At 44.0% G+C, this 21188-nt stretch carries 9 protein-coding genes and 1 pseudogene; 7 read left to right on the plus strand and 3 right to left on the minus strand.

Annotation, left to right across the window (positions count from 1 at the left end; genetic code table 11):
* Positions 1 to 85: 85 nt before the first annotated feature.
* The 3 genes and pseudogenes from A0256_13145 to A0256_13155 all read left to right on the plus strand — a co-directional run bounded on the left by A0256_13145 (position 86) and on the right by A0256_13155 (position 6006).
* A pseudogene (locus A0256_13145) lies at positions 86 to 4455 on the plus strand (acriflavine resistance protein B).
* Between the two features lie 9 nt (positions 4456 to 4464).
* Complete coding sequence (locus tag A0256_13150) at positions 4465 to 5613, plus strand: hypothetical protein (GenBank protein ID AMR32297.1); 1149 nt, start codon at positions 4465 to 4467, stop codon at positions 5611 to 5613.
* A gap of 3 nt (positions 5614 to 5616) precedes the next feature.
* Complete coding sequence (locus A0256_13155; protein ID AMR32298.1) at positions 5617 to 6006, plus strand: hypothetical protein; 390 nt, start codon at positions 5617 to 5619, stop codon at positions 6004 to 6006.
* 389 nt (positions 6007 to 6395) lie between these two features.
* On the opposite strand, the gene A0256_13160 is transcribed toward A0256_13155, so the two are convergent.
* Both A0256_13160 and A0256_13165 read right to left on the minus strand, forming a co-directional pair.
* Positions 6396 to 8546 (minus strand): hypothetical protein, encoded by a 2151-nt coding sequence (locus tag A0256_13160; GenBank protein ID AMR32299.1) that lies wholly within the window; start codon positions 8544 to 8546, stop codon positions 6396 to 6398.
* Positions 8547 to 9383: 837 nt separating this feature from the next.
* Positions 9384 to 10505 carry an esterase gene (locus A0256_13165; GenBank protein ID AMR32300.1) on the minus strand — a complete coding sequence of 374 codons (1122 nt, stop codon included), beginning with the start codon at positions 10503 to 10505 and terminating at the stop codon, positions 9384 to 9386.
* A 457-nt stretch (positions 10506 to 10962) separates the two neighbouring features.
* Here A0256_13165 and A0256_13170 point away from each other — a divergent pair, with 457 nt between their 5' ends.
* The 3 genes from A0256_13170 to A0256_13180 all read left to right on the plus strand — a co-directional run bounded on the left by A0256_13170 (position 10963) and on the right by A0256_13180 (position 16065).
* Positions 10963 to 13074, plus strand: coding sequence for an alpha-N-arabinofuranosidase (locus tag A0256_13170; GenBank protein AMR34546.1), 2112 nt, complete (start codon positions 10963 to 10965; stop codon positions 13072 to 13074).
* A gap of 33 nt (positions 13075 to 13107) precedes the next feature.
* The gene (locus A0256_13175; GenBank protein AMR32301.1) at positions 13108 to 14676 is read left to right on the plus strand and encodes a glycoside hydrolase; all 1569 of its coding nucleotides are present in this window, start codon (positions 13108 to 13110) and stop codon (positions 14674 to 14676) included.
* Positions 14677 to 14964: 288 nt separating this feature from the next.
* Positions 14965 to 16065 (plus strand): alpha-N-arabinofuranosidase, encoded by a 1101-nt coding sequence (locus A0256_13180; GenBank protein AMR32302.1) that lies wholly within the window; start codon positions 14965 to 14967, stop codon positions 16063 to 16065.
* Between the two features lie 383 nt (positions 16066 to 16448).
* Here the strand turns inward: A0256_13180 and A0256_13185 are convergent, their stop codons facing one another.
* Positions 16449 to 16832 carry a hypothetical protein gene (locus A0256_13185; protein ID AMR32303.1) on the minus strand — a complete coding sequence of 128 codons (384 nt, stop codon included), beginning with the start codon at positions 16830 to 16832 and terminating at the stop codon, positions 16449 to 16451.
* A gap of 385 nt (positions 16833 to 17217) precedes the next feature.
* On the opposite strand from A0256_13185, the gene A0256_13190 reads away from it, so the two are divergent.
* Positions 17218 to 20907, plus strand: a complete 3690-nt coding sequence (locus A0256_13190) for a hypothetical protein (GenBank protein ID AMR32304.1) — start codon at positions 17218 to 17220, stop codon at positions 20905 to 20907.
* Positions 20908 to 21188: the final 281 nt, after the last annotated feature.

Here is a 21188-nt window from a genome sequence, read left to right on the forward strand (position 1 = left end):
CTTAAACTTTTTTCATTTCAGGTTGCCGGCTATGTTAGCCGCGTATCTGCCTGTTGTATATTATTAAAAATTTTATTGAATATCTATGCTGAATAAGATCATCAGCTTTTCCGTTCGGAATAAGCTGCTCATAGGTCTGTTCGTATTCGCCTTAGTCATTTGGGGTGGATATGAAGTGACCAAACTACCTATAGACGCCGTACCTGATATTACTGATAATCAGGTGCAGGTTATTACGGTTTCTCCATCTCTTGGTGCTCCTGATGTGGAGCGCCTGATTACATTCCCTGTCGAGCAGTCGTGCAGTAACATATCCGGGCTAAAGCAAATCCGGAGCTTTTCCCGTTTCGGGCTATCGTTAGTCACCATTGTGTTTGAAGACGCAACTGATCTTTACTGGGCCCGGCAGCAGGTAAGCGAGCGCTTGCAAGCTGTGCAGCGGGACCTGCCTAACGGCATAGGCGCGCCGGAACTAGCGCCGGTGTCTACCGGTTTGGGTGAAATTTATCAATATGTAGTGAGGCCTAAGCCCGGTTACGAAGGGAAATACGGGCCGACAGAGTTGCGTACGCTTCAAGATTGGGTTGTGCGGCGACAGCTAATGGGTACTCCCGGCGTGGCTGAGGTATCCAGTTTTGGCGGCAATGTTAAACAATACGAGATTGCAGTGAAGCCGGGCCAACTGAAAGCAAGCAATGTAACCATCGCAGAAGTTTTTGACGCGCTGGGCCGTAACAATCAAAATACCGGCGGTGCTTATATAGAGAAAGGGCCTACCGTACTTTACATCCGCAGCGAGGGGTTAACAACAAACCTGCAGGATATTGAAAAGATAGTAGTCAAAACCTTGCCTAACGGCTTGCCCGTGCTGATCCGCGATGTTGCAGAGGTACGTTTTGGATCGGCGATCAGGTATGGCGCCATGACTTTTAATGATAAGGGTGAAGTAGCGGGTGCGGTTGTGCTGATGCTTAAAGGTGAGAATTCGTCTGTTGTAGTGAAGCGTGTGAAAGCGAAAATAGCTGAGATCCAAAAAATGCTGCCCCAGGGTGTGGTAGTTGAACCGTTCCTGGACCGTACCAAAATGGTAAACAACGCTATTGAAACTGTAGAGCATAACCTGATGGAAGGTGCCCTTATTGTAGTATTTGTGTTAGTTTTTTTCCTGGGAAATATCCGCGCAGGCTTGATCGTATCGTCTGTGATACCGCTTTCCATGCTTTTTGCAATTATCCTGATGAACATGTTTGGGGTAGGCGGTAATTTGATGAGTTTAGGTGCGATAGATTTCGGTTTGATCGTAGATGGCTCCGTTATCATAGTAGAAGCCGTTTTACATAGCTTTTCTCACGAGAAAAGGTTCAAAACTATTGACAGGCTATCGCAGGATGATATGGATCAGGAGATCGAAAAATCTACAGGGATGACCATCAATTCGGCGGTATTCAGCCAGATCATTATCCTGATTGTTTATTTGCCTATTCTGTCTTTGCAGGGCATCGAAGGCAAGATGTTCAAACCAATGGCTTTGACCGTAGCATTTGCCATATTAGGGGCTTTTGTGATGTCGGTTACCTATGTGCCGATGATGAATGCACTTTTTTTAAATAAAAAACTAAATCATAAAAAAACACCTGCAGATAAAATGACTGCCTGGCTGGAAGGTAAATATCAACCCATATTAAAAAAGGTGATCAACTATCCACGATCGGTAATCGCAATCACGCTGAGCCTTTTCGCTTTATCCATTTACCTGATGATGGGTTTGGGGGGTGAATTTATTCCGCAGATAGAAGAGGGAGATTTCGCGGTAGAAACCCGGTTGCTCACGGGTAGCAATCTCCAAAACACCATCAAGTACACGCAGCAGGCATCATCTATTTTGCTGAAGAAATTCCCGGAGGTTGAAAAGGTGGTCACGAAAATAGGCAGCGCTGAAATCCCTACCGATCCTATGCCTTTTGAAGCGGGGGATATGATGGTGATCCTGAAACCTAAAAGTGAATGGACATCAGCAAAAACTTTCCCTGATTTATCAGAAAAAAGACCCATGCATTGTCGGCAGTACCCGGTATTCGCGTGGGCTTTCAGTTTCCTGTGCAAATGCGTTTTAACGAATTGATGACCGGTGCGCGCCAGGATGTGGTGTGTAAGATCTTCGGCGAAAATCTTGATTCGTTAACCAACTACGCGCACCGCTTAAACAATATTATTCAAACCGTGCCGGGCGCAATAAACGTTTACGAAGAAACGGTTACCGGGATGCCCCAGGTAGTAATTCATTATAACCGGGATGCAATGGCGAAATATGGTTTAAATGTTCTGGATATCAACCAGGCAGTAAATACCGCATTTGCCGGGCAGAGCGCCGGACAGGTTTTTGAAGGCGAAAAACGCTTTGACCTGGTAGTTCGTTTGGCCAATGAATCACGCCGGGATCTCACCGATATCCGTAATTTGTTGATTCCGACACCGGGCGGACAGCAGATCCCTATTTCGCAGGTGGCGCAGATAGAGGAAGTGGAAGGAGTGAACCAGATACAGCGTGAAGATACCCGCAGGCGAATTGTGATTGGTTTTAATATCAGCGGTCGCGATGTACAATCTATCGTAAAGGAATTGCAGCAAAAAGTGCAGCAGCAACTGAAATTACCGGCAGATTACAAATTGGTGTACGGCGGGAGTTTCGAAAATATGAATGGTGCCAAAGCCAGGCTTTCGGTAGTGGTGCCCGTTGCATTGCTTATGATTTTTTTACTGCTCTATTTTGCCTTTAACTCTGTAAAACAGGGGTTACTCATCTATACAGCGATACCCTTATCTGCCACCGGTGGCATTTTCGCTTTATGGATCCGAGATCTTCCTTTCAGCATCTCCGCAGGTGTGGGCTTTATTGCCTTGTTTGGTGTTGCTGTTCTCAATGGCATACTACTGGTATCGGAATTCAACCGGCTTAAAAACGAGGGGGAAACAGACATCCGAACCATTGTGATGACTGCCACCCGATCAAAATTACGGGCTTTACTCATGACTGCGTTGGTACCGTCGCTTGGTTTTATCCCAATGGCTATAAGTAATGGCGCGGGAGGTGCAGTTCAAAAGCCACTGGCTACCGTGGTTATAGGCGGCTTAATCATATCAACTATGCTAACCTTATTCGTACTACCCATTTTTTATATTCTTTTTGAAAAAGGCTTTAAGTTTTTCCGGGCAGTACCTAAAACAGCGGTAACAACTTTATTGCTTTGCTTTGTGGGTTACAGTGCTTCAGCGCAAACTACATTAACGCTGGAACAGGCAAGCGAGCGTTTAAAAACAAATAATCTGGCAATTCAGGCAGCGGTACTGAATGAACAATATAGTAAGGCTTTATTGCCTGCTTCATTTGACCTGGACAGGATTGCGCTGGGTATGGAATATGGACAGCTGAACAGTACCGTTAAAGACACACGGTTTTCCGTCATGCAAGGCTTCCAGTTCCCTACCGTTTACGCCCGGGAGCGGGCTGTTTCAAAAGCAAATATAACCATTGCTAAAAGTGAGACAAATAACCGGTTGGCTGATTTGCAGACCGAACTGAAGCAAGTATTTTACAGTTTGTTGGTGATGACCCAAAAGCAAAAGGTGCTTATGCAAGCCGATAGTATTTACGGCCGTTTTTTGGAGAAGGCAAACAACAGGTTCAAAGCCGGCGACGCTGACAGGTTGGAAACCGCGACTGCAGCCAATCAACGTATCCTCATTTCGGTACAGCTTAAAAACCTGCTGACGGATAAAAACATTTACCAAAACAGATTGCGCCTCTTAACCAATAGTGCCGGCCCGGTTACCCCTTTGGCGGATAGTATTATTTATACTGCCCCGGTTATTAGTTTAAATGCGTCTTCAACCGCAAGCAATGCACAATTACAACTGCAACAAGCTAAAATAGTGCAAAGTAATGCCTCCTATCGATTGCAAAAGAACAAGTGGCTTCCAAGCCTTAATATCGGGTATGCAAACATGTCGTTAAGGGGTTGGCAAAGCTTACCTGATCATACCGACCGCTTTTTTGAAAAAGGAGATCGCTTTCAATCTGTTACTGCAGGTGTCGGCATCCCTCTTTTCTTTGGAGCTCAACTGGCGCGCACCAGGGCGGCTAAAACTCAAGTGGGGATACAACAAAAAGAACTGGAGTATCTGAAGGCCCGGGTTGACAATGATTTGGCCAATGCCTATGAAACCTACTACCGTAACCTGGAACTGATCCGCACTTACCAAACAGCGTTATTACCTAACAGTGCTGCTATAATCAATTCTGCATCCAAACGGCTTGCAGGTGGCGATATAGACTACCTTAACTGGGTTATCTTAGTCAATCAATCATTTGATACACGCGGACAGTACTACCAGGCCGTGCAACAGTTTAACGAAGCTGTATTCGAAATAGAAAAACTACAAGGAAACACTTACTAAAAAATTTATATGCAAAACATTAAATTAAAAATGATACTGGTACTGATACCAGCCATATTAGAGACAGCATGTAACAGCAAACCTGAAAAACAACCGGAAGTTGATAAGAAGGAAAATACTAATCAAGCTGATCAAAACAAGATAAGCCTGACCAGTGAGCAGATCAGGAACGCCGGGATGGAGATAGGGGCGGTAACGCATAAAGCTATGCACTCACTCATCAAAGTAAACGGTACTGTGGATGTACCGCCCGAAAATGTACACACGGTAAGCTTCCCATTGAGTGGCTATGTTAAAAGTAGTAAACTGATACCCGGTATGCAGGTAACAAAAGGCCAGTTACTGGCCGTTTTGGAAGATCAGGCCTTTATCCAGATGCAACAGGATTACCTTGCGGCAAAGGCACGGCTGGAATTTAATGAAGCTGATTATAATAGACAGGCAGAACTCAATAAAAGCCAATCTAACAGCCAGCGTGTTTTACAGCAATCTAAAGCTGATTTTGAAACTCAAAAAGTGTTAACCCGTTCATTAGGCGAAAAACTGCGTTTAATAGGCATCAACCCAAACCGGCTAAATGAAAGCAGCATTTCACGGTCGGTAGCCATCTACGCCCCGTTGACAGGCTATGTGAGTAAGGTCAATATCAATCCTGGAAAGTATGTGGCGCCCTCAGACGTTCTTTTTGAACTGATAGATCCGACTGAAGTGCATATAGATCTCCAGGTATTTGAAAGTGATGCCCATCTTTTACACAAAGGGCAAAAAGTGATGTGTTCTTCAAACGCTGATCCTGACAAGAAATATCCAGCCATGATCGAACTTATAACACACAACCTTAACGAAAATAATGCTCTTGAAGTGCATTGCCATTTAGTAAACCCCACCCGTGATTTGTTGCCGGGTAGTTTCGTTAATGCTGAGATTGCTGTAAATGATCAGCAGTCTTTTGCCGTCCCGGATGAGGCTTTAGTAAGCTGGGAAGGTAAACATTACCTCTTTTTAGCCAGTGGTAATAATTTTGCCATGAAGGCTGTGGAGTTAGGTAGCGCAGTGGATGGCTTTACTGCTATTATTTCGAAACTACCAGATACACCCATCGTCACAAAAAACGCCTACACTTTATTAACCATGCTAAAAAACAAGGGGGAGGAGTAAAGCATGCCAAAATATAAAATCATTGCAAAGGCGTTTTTATTGGCAATTACAATTCTAAGCCTGGCCGCCTGCAAAGACGATTTAAACGGTAACGGAACAATTAATGTAAAGGTAATTCACCAGGAGTTACAAGTTGGCCAGGCCCTTGTTTATTTAAATAGGGACAGTACGTATCATCCGGATAGCCTACACGATGAATTTGATAAAAAGGAACGTGCCGATGCAGTTGGCGAGGTGCACTTTGACAATATCGAACCCGGCAGGTACTACCTATTTGCTGAAGGTAGGGAAACAGGCAAAAACACAATTGTTAGAGGCATTGATAGCGTGATTGTCAACAAACGTCAGCGCCAAAATGCTTACGATGTGCGTATCAGAACTTCATTAAAATAGTAGTTCCTAATCATTCAATTGATAAAGATAATGCAGAGATCATTTAACTGTAAATATATGATCATGCTGTTAATCTAAATTAGTGTATTATCAATCGATAAGTTGTTTGACAAGGGTTTTAGGCAGTGAATATTCCGGGTGACTCAAACCATCTCGTGCGCTTTGCGTGGTTGATGCATTCGGAATATCCACTTTATAAGGCAAATTACCGAATAGTCCCGGCGAGCCTGTAGCAGTTTGCAGAGGCATACAAATAGCCAGTCTGCGCGGATTCGCTGCAGCAATCACTCACGAATTGCTGGTTGAGTAATTCATTAATTATAAACTTTTAAAGGTAGATATCTTTTAGCCATTGACGAATTAGCTGGTATAAACTGAAAGGTGGAACGCTATTCCTTAAGCATTTTTCTCAGATATTTTTTCCCATCGTAAGTGATATTGACAACGTACAGGCCGTTACGAAATGTTGTTGTATTAACTGCTATTTTGTTTTCGCCTTTCAGCAACTTTAGCCGGTTTTGGTACACTTCGAGGCCCTGCAAATCAGTTATGCTAATACTTGCAGCCCCATTGTTCACCGCGACCAAAGCGATAGTTAAAATATCTTTTGCCGGATTTGGGTATAATTGCAGGCCGCTATTTAACGAATCGATTTGCATTAATGAGCTGTTGTTTTCCAAGGCCAGCGCCGGTGCGGCTTGCAGGTAAGGTGCTAACCTGGTACAGGGTATCGGCAATTCGGTAACTCCATTAGGCAATTGCCATTTAACAGATAGATTATCATTCCCGGTGCTTTCTTTCTGCAAGGCTTCTATATAGTATTTTTTACCGGCAGTGAGTTTAATTAGTGCCGACTGTTGAGAAGGGAATTTGGTAAATACCCGCGAAGCGGTATAGCTAGTTACGGTTGCAATTTTCTTTTTTGCAGCAACGGTCGAGTCGGTGCTCAGCCATAACTCCGCTGCATCGTCTGCAGCTAGCCAGAATGTATAATTACCAGTAATGGGCGGAACAATGTAGCCACGGATCCGCACACCGTAGTTGTCTCCAACCCCAAGCGGGGCTTCGAAGGAGGTGAGCTTTGTCATGGAGCTGGGCTTAGTTGGGTAATTAGAATTACTGGTCAGATCACTTATCTTATTCCCCGGAATGTTGTTGTACTGTTCGCGCGTGATGTAAGCATTCGGACCACAGGCCGTGGATTTGGGCAATTCTACCTTCCAGATTTTGGGCGACGACCCACCATATTCTATCACATAAATATTGTTGTCAACCATTTCGGCATCTACCGGGTTATGAAAGCCGCCCACTATACGCTGAGTTTGCATTTTATAATTATCCGTTGCAGCATCATATATCAATTGAATATGCAGGATGTCTTCCCCGGGGTCGTTAAACGGTCCCACTTCGGCAGATGTTTTGTCCGCCCCTTTTGTCCAGCCCATAACAAATCCATGACCTTTAAATTCGTCAATCAAAAGGCTGTCCCTGTCAAACACCAATCCTAATGGCGACCGGTGGCTTGTAAAAGTTCCAAACTTTAGTCCTTCGCCATTGGCGTCCTTAACAATCCCATCTACCGGGTCGCGGTATTTATCTGCATAACTCCCGATATTAATTATTGGGGAGGTAAAGGCTCTTTTAGGTCGTTTTGGGTAATTAGGGTCATTATAAAAAAAGCCCCGTTGTGCGGCACTGCTGCGCGGGTCAATCAATTTGTCATTTGCAGGATTATAGCCAGCGAATTGCATAGGCGTTTCGTTGCCGCCCATCACCCAGGGGAAACCATAAAACCGGCCTTGCCGTATCCAGTTCAGTTCATCCGGATCATCCCGGTCGCCTGAGTTTTCGCAGCCGTACAAATTGCCGTCAGGCCCGAAAGCCAGGTCGAAAGAGTTGCGTGTCCCGTCGGCATACAGATACCCTGAGCTTACCTGCCTGGCAGAATCATTGGGTAAGATAACGTTGGTGGAATTGATAGGGATTCGAAAGATGGCGGAGGTAAGCGGCTCTTCCCTCAATCCCGGTTTTAAGCCCGCACGAGTTTGAATTTCCCCATGGTCTGTTCTTGATCCGCTGCTGATAAAAAGGTAACTACTATCCGGGCTCACTGCGATGCCACTGTAACCGTGGTTGTATGCGGTATTGGTGTAGCCATATTTTTCAGTAGTCAATACAGGAGTCCAAACTCTCGTTCCATTGCTTTGTAAAACGCCTTTCACTATTTTACCCTCGTAACTAATGCTATCGGCATTGCGGTTGCCAATTAAATAAAGCGTCTTGCCTTTAAAAGCCATCCCCTGCAAAAGCGTAATCTGATGGTCGGTTTTGGTAGCTATCAGCACGCTGCTATTCGTACCGTTTTTGGTTACTACTTCGTACACATTTCCATTTTGATTGATATATACCAGATGGCCGGTGGCCGGATCACGCGCTAGCCTCGAACAACCTGCAGGTACGTTAATAACGGGCGTAACCTTGATATCAGCCCTTACAGCCGTTGGCGTTTGTGCGTTTGCCAAGCTTATGCTAAATACCAATACAGCAATTGGTAAGAACAGACCTAAAAATTGTATTCGATCGTATCTATTTATCATGATATGGAGTTTGGTAGGTTCACATGAAGGATGAGAATAGGGGGGGGATTCTCACGAAATTATTATCTTATAATTAATGCGGCCTGGTTTATAAATAAATCTACAAGATCGAATTTGGAATATTGTCAATTTTTGTGAAATGTATAAATGGATGTGGCAATACCACATTATTGGGCTAAAGCAGAAGAGCTATTTAATATAGCACCGGAATTGGTTAGTCTCTAAAACGCTATGAAAGACGAATCTGGCAAAATGACGCGAGTAATGAATAATAAATGAGTTAATTATTTGGGGGATTATTCTACCTGCCTAAATAGCCATTGTCCGGGCAACGTGTACTGAAAATTTCTTTGGAATAAAGAGGAGAGGTGAAGATGGGCAGGGGGTGCGGTAACTTAACTACTGTCATAAAATTGGGGATTGGTGTTTAATTACAATGGTGTTATGCGCCAAGACCTATTAGCTTTGGTTCGATCAAAAGCAGGCTATCCCGGGCATTTTAACATGTATTGGCCCAAAATTTCATGAATTGCGCACTGGACGCAGATTTTACTTATCTGGCAGACTGCATTAATCCTAACGTAGTATTTAGCTGTCAACTTCCAGTTTAAGCCTCACGAGTTACCAGCGCGATAGATATTTAAACAGCCTGCAACAAATGTTAAACTATTAGCTACCGCGTAACGCGATAGCTAATAGTATAGTGAGCATTATTTAATATGAATGCACATTTTCATTTTAATATCATTTGGATCTATTGCTAAGTTTAATACGGCACTGTTATTTTTTAAATAACAGTGGAGCAAGTTCTTGCAGGCTTCTGCGCCAGGTTAAAAACTCATGAGCCGTGTTTTCGGAAATAAAAGAAACTGAATTGTAGCCCGCTTCTTTTAGCGCAGCTACGGCCTTATTTACACCAGATGGGTTCTCCTTGCTGCCGCAGCTTATAAAAATTAATTTGGGTTTTGCTTTTCCGTTAAGTTCGGCCGGTGAATAAACTCCGCCGCTTAGCAGTGCATAGTAGTCAAAAGTATCGGGTTTGTTAAGTGTTATCGTATGTGTTTCCATTCCGCCCATTGATAGGCCCGCCATTGCACGTTGCCCTTTTTCGGCAATCGTACGGAAATTAAGATCTATGTAAGGGATCAGTTCATCTGTTAGAACAGTCTGAAAAGGTTCGATCTTAAAGTTTCTGATCCCCCCGAACTTTACCTCGTTGGTCATCCCGTAAGTCATTACAATAATAAACGGTTTTATTTTGGCTCCGGCAATTAGATTATCCATAATTAAATTAGCATGGCCCTGGTTGCTCCATGCGGTTTCATCTTCTCCCCAACCATGTTGCAGGTATAATACCGGGTAGCGTTGAGAATTATCGGCCCCGTAACCCGGCGGGGTGTAAACAAATGCCCTGCACGCCATACCTGTGCTTTTAGATGGAAAAAGCACTTGCTGTACGTTGCCATGTGGTACATCTTTTAAGGCGTAAAAATCCTGATCATGAGCTGGGATTTCTACACCGCTTTCCCAGCGTGTAGAGCCGTAAAAATTTAATGCCCCCGGGTCATTGAACACACCTCCATCAATAGTCAAGTGATAATAATGAAAGCCTTCATCCATCGGCCCCTCTGTAGTGCCGGTGAATGCGCCATCAGCACCTTTAGCAAGTTTAGTGCCGCCCCTCCCGCCAAGTCCAAGACTAACTTTAATGCTGTCGGCCTTCGGTGCCATGATACGAAAACGGACGTAGCCCTGAGAATTGACTTGCGGGTATTCTTGCCCTGGTTGGTTCACTACAGAGGGTTTGAAATCTTCCAATACTGCGGGCTGGCTGTTTTGGGAATAACAAATAACGCTTGTTAACATGACTGCTATTAAAATAGCTAAACTTTTTCGTTTCATTTTTTGATGATTTAAGTTTAAAAATTGGTTTGGTTTTAGGTGTTTAGTCGTGAGAGCATTGGGACCAATCACGACTTTTAAGTTAAATAAATAATTGTATTTAATACAATTATTTATTTAACATTTTCAGCATTTATCGCATATTTCGATTGATAGGTAATTCTACATTTATTCATTGAATGTGTGGTTGCATTGCATGTTAAACGAGCATAATTTAACAGGAAGCTGTGCAAACAACCCAACTCCGTTATTAAATCGATTGCAATCAATTTAATTGGCGTATAGCGCCAAGTTTGATAGCTAATCTGTTGACGAAGAAGCCCATTTAAATGTCTTTCGCAGGTTTTTATTTCGCCCATGAATTTTTTTAAACAATCGATTGTTAAATAAAAAATCCTGTTACATTTGCTAACCAATTTAAGTGTCTAAAACACAATTAATAATCCAAAAATAAATGATGAAGAAGGCATGTACCACGTTAAGCTTATGCGTTTTTTTGTTTACCGCAACAAAGTTAATAGCGCAAAATCCTAAATTAACACTTCAATTAAGCAAGCCAGGTGTTACTGTTAGCAAGCAATTATATGGGCTGATGACAGAGGAGATCAACCATTCTTATGATGGTGGCGTGTATGCGGAATTGCTAAGGAACCGAATATTTAAAGATAACGCAAAAAGTCCGGAAGCCTGGAACCTTGTTCAGGAAGGGAAGGCCGGGAGCTCCATACATTTGGTTGCCGGAGATCCTGACAACGTCTCGATGGATCAGCGGGGGCACGCCATCAACAGTGCACTGACAACTTGTTTAAAACTGGTTGTTGAAACGGATGGGGGCAGGGCGGGCATTGCCAACGATGGCTATTGGGGAATACCTGTGAAACCGAATACCGTTTACCAGGCCTCGTTTTATATTAAAGGTTTAGGCAGTACGCCTCCCCGTCGCCGTCCGGATGGCTCAGCCTCAAGTTCTGACGCTCCTTTTATCGAAAACAATACAGCCGGGCCAATAACCGTAAGTATAGAAAGCAGCGATGGTAAAACCGTTTACGCTTCCGGAGAGGTTGCCTTGCAAAAAAGTAATTATTGGAAAAAGTATCAATTGCAGTTACGTACGGCATCTAATGTTAAGCCCACAGCAGATGCCCGCTTTGTAATTTCTACCAACCGTAAGGGGATTTACTACTTTAATCTGGTATCACTATTCCCACCTACTTATAACAATAGGATTAATGGTAACAGGATAGATATTATGAAGTTATTGGCCGATATGAAACCGGCTTTTTTAAGATTTCCGGGTGGTAATTTCCTGGAAGGGCCAAAGTTAACAGACGCTTTTCCATGGAAAACAACTTTAGGGCCTCTTGAAAGCCGGCCGGGCCATAAAGGTTCATGGGGTTACCGTGCAACCGACGGAATGGGTTTACTTGAGTTTTTAGAATGGTGTGAAGACATAAATATGGAACCTTTATTGGCCGTGTATGCAGGTTATTCGCTCGATGGCGACCATGTGGATGCGGGGCCGTTATTGAAGCCATATATTGACGATGCTTTAAATGAAATTGAATATATTACGGGAGATACGCACACTTATTGGGGTGCCAGGCGAGCTGCTGACGGCCACCCTGCTCCATTTAAATTGCGGTACGTAGAAATCGGGAATGAAGATGGTTTTGACGCATCGGGAAGCTATGATGGGCGTTACGCGCAGTTTAATGACGCTATTAAAGCCAAATATCCGGCTTTCCAGTGTATTGCAACTATTGGAGGTAGGGATTTTCTGGGCGTTCGCGGTAAATTAACTATACGCAAGCCCGAAATTGTTGACGAGCATTATTATCGTAACGCCTGGGAAATGGAGGAGGATGCCGCCCATTATGATAATTACGACAGGAAAGGTTTTAAAGTATTTGTTGGCGAATGGGCAACAAGAGAAGGTGCACCTACAACTAACCTGAATGCAGCCCTCGGCGACGCCGCATGGATGACAGGTATGGAACGTAATTCTGACCTGGTTATCATGTCGTGTTACGCGCCGCTATTTGTAAATGTTAATAAGGCTACTTCAACCATATCAAAGGCCTGGCAGTGGGATTCAGACTTGATCGGGTACAATGCGCTAACAAGTTTTGGTTCCCCGTCTTATTATGTGCAAAAAATATTTAACAACTATATAGGCAATAGGGTTGTACCCTTAACTAGCACCAATATCCCCACCCAAACCAGGTCTGCAACGAAAAGAGACAGTGCGGCTAACAAAAAGCCACCAACCATACCAGCCATGTTTTTTGTAGCCACTAATGACACAAAAACGGGTAAGATATTTTTGAAGGTGGTAAATGTTACCGGTAAACCGCAGCAGGTTGATATTGAACTAAACGGAGCTGTTAAAGTGTCCCCGAATGGCACACTTGTCGTAGTAAAAGGCGATAAACCTGAAGATACGAATACCATTGACGATCCTGCGAAGATAGTTCCGACTACATCGGTTGTAAACGGGATTAGCAAAAAGTTTACAAAAACGTTCGCCCCGTATTCTATAAACATTCTTCAAATTAACACTACTAAATAATTAATAAGCGTTGCATGATTATTTTCGATTGATATGAGACATTATGCCTTTATTAGTTTCATTTTAACAGTTCTGTTTGTTCCTTATTTTGTTGAGGCACAAAAGAAAGCGGTTAACCCGGTTATCTATGCGGATGTACCGGATATGAGCATGATTAGGGTCGGCGATGCCTACTATATGAGCAGCACCACTATGCACATGAGCCCGGGTGTACCCATAATGAAATCTAAAGATCTCATCAATTGGAAATTGATCAGTTACGCTTATGACACGCTTGCAAATATAGACGCCCTTAACTTAACCAATGGTAAAAATACTTATGGCCGTGGTTCCTGGGCAAGTAGTCTCCGGTATCATGACGGTGTTTTTTATGTCACTACATTTGCCCAACCCACCGGTAAAACCCACGTATTCTCTACAAAAAATATCGAAAAAGGACCCTGGAAAGCTGTTTCGTTTGCCCCGGATTTGCATGATCACTCCCTGTTTTTTGATGACGATGGGAAAGTATTCATGATAACCGGGGGCGGGAAATTAAGATTAGTCGAATTAAACGAAGATGTCTCGGGCATCAAACCGGGAGGCATTGACCAAACTCTTATTGAAAACGCCAGTTTGCCTTCCGGGAATAATGGAGGTTTGGGCGCCGAAGGCTCTCAATTGTTTAAGGTGAACGGCAAATACTACTTGTTCAACATCACCTGGCCGCGCGGTGGCATGCGCACAGTGGTCATACATCGTGCAGATAAAATTACTGGCCCATACGAAGGTAGGGTAGCCTTACAGGACAAGGGTGTAGCCCAAGGCGGCCTCATTGATAAGCCAGACGGAACATGGTATGCATACCTCTTCCGGGATTTTGGTGCAGTAGGGCGCGTACCATATTTAGTACCTGTAAAATGGGAAGATAACTGGCCGGTTTTAGGCGTTAATGGGAAAGCCCCAGATACGCTTGATTTGCCTTTCGGGAAAAGTTTAATACCCGGTATTGTGTCTTCTGATGAATTTACAAGAAAAAAAGGGGACCTCGCCTTACCACTCGTTTGGCAGTGGAACCATAATCCCGACAATAGCCTTTGGTCGGTTAACGCACGGAAAGGCTATCTGCGGCTTACGACAGGAAGGGTGGATACCAACTTTTTAATGGCCAGGAACTCCTTAACGCAACGAACCATAGGCCCGGTGTGTACAGGTTCGGTATCGCTTGATATTTCTCATATGAAAGACGGCGACTTTGCTGGCCTCGGTTTACTTCAAAAAAACTACGGCCTTGTGGGCGTTAGAAAAGACGGAAAACACAAAATGATTGTAATGGTCAACGCCAGTACGGGCCGCCCTGTACAGGTGCAAATTGTCGCGCTAAATCAAGAAAAAGTGTTCTTCAAAGCCGAGTGTGTTTTTACTGACCAAAGGGATACTGCAAAATTCTATTATAGCCTAGACGGGAAGCAATGGATCTCCTTTGGAACCCCATTGAAAATAGCATACACAATACCTCAATTTATGGGATATAGGTTTGCCCTATTCAATTATGCTGCAAAGAAACCAGGAGGATATACCGATTTTGACTATTTTCATATTACAGATAAAATTTCCAGGTAGTAGCGCTTGATCTATTTATTAGGTCAGGCAAATTGTAATCCTGCTAGTTATAAACCACTTTGGGTGATAAACAAGACATCTGATGGATAATTGTGAAGAAATGTGGGTTATTTTAACTTAGGTAATGAATAGCTTTATTATCAGTGCTTTATCTTGTGATCTAGTCAACTAATTATAAGTAAGAGCCGAATAAAAAATCTGTATTAACGGGGCACCATATGGATGGAATAGGCATAAACATCGTTGAGCTTGTCACAATTAATAAAACTAAGCCATAATTATAACATCATGAATCGATCACAAAATAAATCAAAACTGTTTCTTGGGTTACCAATAATTTTATGCTCGCTTTTAGCCTGCAATTCGCCGGGTAATAAAGCAACCAATGCCTCGAATGATAGTACCAAAGTTAAATTCCTTACCAAGCCATTGATCAGTAACATTTACACTGCTGACCCGTCTGCACACCTATTTGAGGGAAAGATTTACATTTATCCTTCGCATGATATTGATGCCGGGATAAAAGAAAATGACAACGGCGATCATTTTGCTATGAAGGATTACCATATCCTATCTATGGATAGCGTGGGTGGTAAGGTAACAGATGAAGGCGTAGGATTGGATATCAAAGATATACCGTGGGCAGGTCGGCAGCTTTGGGCACCGGATGCTGCCTACAAAGACGGCACATATTATCTGTATTTCCCGGTAAAAGATAGAAATGATGTGTTTAAGATTGGTGTAGCAACCTCCAAAAGCCCAAGAGGTCCATTTAAGGCATTGCCGCAACCAATAGCCGGTAGTTATAGTATAGATCCTGCGGTTTTTACCGATACCGACGGTAGCTCATATATGTACTTTGGCGGTATTTGGGGCGGACAACTGCAACGTTGGAACACTGGAAAATATGAAAGCGATGGGTCTAAAACTGATCTACAACAGGATGATAGGCCGGCAATAAATTGCAGGGTAGTTAAACTTAAGGGCAATATGACCGAGTTTGATGGGGATGTAAAAGATGTAGTAATATTGGATAGTATTGGTAAGCCTTTGTTAGGTAAAGATCACAAGCGGAGATTTTTTGAAGGATCATGGATGCATAAATACCAGGGCAAATATTATTTCACCTACTCTACAGGCGATACGCACTTGCTATGTTATGCAATTGGTGATAGCCCCGTTGGACCATTTACCTACAAAGGTATATTTATGAAACCCGTACAGGGATGGACCACACACCATTCCATCATAGCAGTTAAAGGTAAATGGTATATATTTTACCACGATACGGAAATTTCGGGCAAAACGCATTTAAGAAATGTAAAAGTCACCAGCCTTGAACATGAAGCGGATGGGTCGATCAAACTAATTGATCCAATTATAAAATAGTAGCCTAAGCTTGCAATGCAAAAGTAGCTTGTTGCCAGCACTAATCATTACCATTAAAAATCATGAGTTATTTCGAAAATGATATAAATTCATCCTTAGCCATAATCATTAAAATTTTGTTTTTAAAGGGGATAAATTGGACTAATAAGCCTGCTGCTAACAAATTGCAACCGGCCAACCGGTTTATGGAAAGGAGTTGAAGTATTGATTTCAAGAGGCTTAACCAGGCTATTCCGGGCGCGTTATAACACTTTGTTATGTAGGCAAAAAGACCATGCGCAATTAGTAATTGATATATTAATATGATCGAAAGTTTTACTTGATCAACGATTTGTCATTAACGACTTTTATAGCCCATCTTCAACAGGTTGTAAGCTACCTGATTATTTCACCTTTTCCCCCATCCAGCCCAAGCTGGTATGCTTAAAATCATCCGGAAACTTCAGGCCGTAACCCATCATACGGTCAAATGAAGAATGGGCAACTAAAAGTAACCCACCCGTAATGAGTAGGTCTATGTGCATTATAAATCCGATAACTAGCAGGGCCAAAGCGATTGCACGGTGATGAAATACATTGTAAGTTACGGCCCCTATGCGGGTATTCACCAGGTAGCCCAGCATGGAAAGGTCAGGGCTGAAAAATAAAAACACCCATATCCAAACGGGCATTCCCAGGTTATATCTGGATAAGAAATAAATAGCAACTGCTGTAATGGCTGCCTCTTCGATCTTAATAGTAAGGCCCATTGTTTTTTCCGGTTTCATGACACTGATTTTTTGTTAGTTCAAACATAGTGCTTAAAAGCAAGTATGCTCTCGACAAAAATCAAGAAACCTGTTTTCTTCTGATCCGGCCTAAGGTTTCGGGTGTCATTCCCAGCATAGAGGGCAGGTATTGCAACGGTACTCGGTTAAAGAGCTCCTGGTTTTCATTGAAATAACTAACAACGGCAGATCAAGATTTTTCTATCATGCACAGGCATTGTATTCGCCATTTATACTATTTGCACTAAACGGCCGCTGGTACATCAATTCTGAAGGACTTGTTGTCAGAATGATTTTAAAATACGTAAGAGTTCCCACAAGCAAATGCTTAACTTCAACAATTATCTTCGAAATCTTATCTTTACCAAACTATAAAAAGACATTAATGACAACAAGCGCCGAAGGCAGCGAGCAATTTTTATCGGGTGGTGGTGAGATGGGTAAATTGATCCGTTCTATGGACTGGTCAAAAACTGCGCTGGGACCAGTAGAAAGCTGGCCGCAGAGTTTGCGCACTTCGGTGAGTCTGTGTCTGTCATCGACCTTCCCGATCCTCATTGCCTGGGGACCAGAGACTATTCAGATCTACAACGACAGTTACCGGCCGATCTGCGGCGAGATGCACCCGCGCTCAATGGGTATGAATTTCCGGGTCTGCTGGGAGTCTGCGCTGGAAGTGGTGGGTGATAAATTCACCCGCGGGCAGCAGGGAGAAGGGACTTATATTACTGACCAGCGGATGTTCCTGGAACGTTACGGCTACCTAGAAGAGGCCTGGATGACCTTTTCTTTCGCGCCGATCCGTGATGAGTCGGGAGGCGTGGGCGGTATTTTTCACCCGATCACGGAAACAACCGAGAAAATGCTGGCAGGCAGGCGTACGCAGGTTTTAAAAGACCTGGGTGCGGTGATCAGTAAAGCTAAATCGGTGACTGAGATTGCCGATCTAACCAATGCGCAATACGAAAGCTACCAGCTGGATCTGCCCTTTATGCTTTTCTACGAGTTATCGGGTGCGGAGGCAAAACTTGTCAGTTCCGCTGGAACTACTCATGCCGATGTCTTAACGCCGCCGGTCATCAGCCGCGCTGAAAGCCAATGGCCTTTGCAGCAGGTGATCAGTTCCGGGGAACTGCTTCAAGTAGAAGATTTGCAGGCGCTGTTTGGCGATTTTAGCAGCGGCCCTTATGACATTGCACCACATACCGCGATGATTCTGCCGGTCAGGATCTCGGGCAAGGCAGACTTGTTTGGCTTTATCATTGCCGGGGTTAGTGCCTGCCGCGCACTGGATGAGGCCTATTTAAATTTTTACGAGCAGTTAGCGGGTACTTATAATACCGCGATCTCCAATGTTTATGCTTATGAGCAGGAACAGAAACGGGCTGAGGCGCTGGCAGAGATCGACCGTTCCAAGACGGCGTTTTTCAGCAACGTAAGCCATGAGTTCCGTACGCCTTTAACGTTGATGTTAGGGCCTTTAGAGGACCTACTTCAAGCAGAGACCGACGAACATAAAAAAGCCCAGATCGACGCTACCCACCGCAATGCGATGCGGCTGCTGAAACTTGTTAATAATCTACTGGATTACAGCCGGGTGGAAGCCGGGCGGGTGCAGGCGGCTTATCAGGAACTGGATCTCAGCGAACTGACTACAGACCTGGCCAGCAGTTTCCGCTCGATCATCGAAAAGGCCGGCATGGAACTCCTGGTGGATTGTCAGCGTTTAACCAGCGACTTTTATGCAGATCGCCAGATGTGGGAAAAGATCGTACTCAATATATTATCTAATGCATTTAAATATACGCTGGAGGGAACTATTTCAGTCAGTCTGAAGCAGGAAGGAAATTTCGCCCTGCTGGAAGTGAACGATACCGGTGTGGGGATTCCTGAAAAGGAACTACCACACATGTTTGAGCGTTTTCATCGCATAGAAAATTCAGCGGGCCGTACTCATGAAGGGACCGGTATCGGGCTATCCCTTGTCAACGAATTGGTTCAATTACATGGCGGCGAGATCAGCGTCAGCAGTAATGAAGGTATCGGAAGTACATTTACGGTTAAGATCCCAACCGGAAAAGGACATTTGCCCGCCAACCAGGTTGTCGAAAGTACCCGCGATATTAATTTCTCAGCGGTAACTGCACCGTTTATACGAGAGGCGTACAGTCTGTTACAGGACGAGGCAGGGAACGATTCAGCGGATGTGACGCAAACCGCCAGTGATGTGGTGAGCAGCCAGGATAACACCGTCAATAAAGAAACCAGTATCTTGGTGGTGGATGATAATGGTGACATGCGGGCTTACCTTAAAAGATTATTAGAACCCTATTTTACCGTAGATACTGCGAGCAACGGCGCGGAGGCGCTGGAACAAATAAAAGCTAAACTACCATCATTGGTCCTAAGCGATGTGATGATGCCGGTAATGGATGGCAAAGCGCTTTTGAGGCAGATACGCCAAAACGAAGATACTTATCGGCTGCCGGTCATTTTTTTATCGGCGCGTGCCGGTGAAGAAGCCAGGATTGACGGGCTGGAGGCAGGAGCAGATGATTATCTGGTCAAACCCTTTTCAGCGGCAGAGTTACTAACCAAAGTCCGGGCACAGATCAATATCAGCAAGGCGCGCGGCCTTGCTGAAGAGCAGCTGCGGAGTTTATTGACGGAAGCCCCGGTGGCTATGGCTATTTATCGCGGGCCAAGTCATGTCATCGAACTGGCTAACCAACGAATGCTCACCTATTGGGGACGTACCAGCGAGTCTACGGTCAAACGTCCACTGTTCGATGCCATTCCGGAACTTGACAGCCAAGGTTTCCGCGAGATCATGGACACGGTTTATCAAACTGGCGAGCGCTACGTAGCGTTTGAAGCCCCGGTTACGTTAAACCGATTTGGAAAAGAAGGAACCGTTTATATCAACCTGACCATTGAGCCGCTAAAGGATGAAAACAAACTGATCAATGGTATGATCGCGGTAGCCTCAGATGTTACGACCCAGGTGACCGCCCGTTTGGAATTGCAGAAAGCTGGCGACACACTTCAATTGGCGATGGACTCTGCGAATATGGGCTTTTACCGGATCACGCTGGCTACCGATCACTTGGAAGTATCGCCACGCGCGCGGATTATTCATGCAATATCTCCGGATGAAGTATTAAACTATGATAGCACGCTGCGGGTCGTTGTGCCTGAACACCGCGAGCGTTTCAGCGGGGCAATTGCGAAGGCGGTGGAAAACAAGGGCAGTTTTTGTGAGGATTACCAGATCCAACCCTTTGACGGCAGTAAGCGCCGCTGGCTAAATTCTACTGGCAAGGTCGAGCTGGACGTTAAAGGCGATGTCATCTCGGTGGTCGGGACGATCTTCGATATTACAGAAAGTAAGGAAGATGAGCTGCGCAAAAACGATTTTATCGGCATGGTCAGTCATGAGTTGAAAACGCCCTTGACGTCGTTGAGTGGCTTTTCACAAATGGGTTTAATGAATGCAAAAAAGAAAGACGATGTTTTTAATGGTAATTTATTTGAAAAGGTAAATAGCCAGGTGCAAAAAATGAATACGCTAGTCAATGGCTTTTTAAATGTTTCCCGGTTGGATTCCGGAAAAATACACCTCAGCCTGCTCCCATTCGATTTGCGGGCGCTGATCAACGACGTTGTTGACGAAGTGAGTTTGACTGCAGGCGGACAAAGTTTTGAGGTTCATTGCGAAAAGATCAGCATCATCGCCGACCGAGATAAGATTGGTACCGTACTGACCAATTTGCTAAGTAACGCCGTTAAATATGCCAAGAATAAAAAAGTAACCGTTAGTTGTACCTCAGATAAAACTAAAGTAACGGTCACCGTCAGCGATGAAGGCATTGGGATCAAAGCTGCCGATCTTCCCCATCTATTTGAGCGTTATTACCGCGTTGAGAATAGCCAGACGCAGCACATATCAGGTTTCGGAATCGGACTATACCTAAGCAAAGAGATTATCGAAAGACATAGCGGGCGAATTTGGGCTGAAAGCGAATTGGGTAAAAGCTCAGTGTTTTGTTTTACGCTGCCGTATGAAAAATCTTGAGCTGTACCAATTCAATAATTAAGAGAAATTGTATAATTGAGGATTCGCCTGCGCGATTGGAGCTGTGAAAAGGAGGTTTTTAGCAAGGACGTACAATTGTTGAGCGCCCAATTGCTTACTATGCGTACATTTAGCTAAATTAGAGATCGCTTTTTGAATCAAAACATGCGGAGTGTTGTTTTCATATCAATTGATAGGGGGATTATGCTCTCGTACAACGGACACTATTCGACAATTTATAAATCAGCCAAAAAAGTAAGATTTAGCAAAAAGATGGCAAA

It is taken from the genome of Mucilaginibacter sp. PAMC 26640, assembly GCA_001596135.1.
In the GTDB taxonomy this organism is placed as follows: domain Bacteria; phylum Bacteroidota; class Bacteroidia; order Sphingobacteriales; family Sphingobacteriaceae; genus Mucilaginibacter.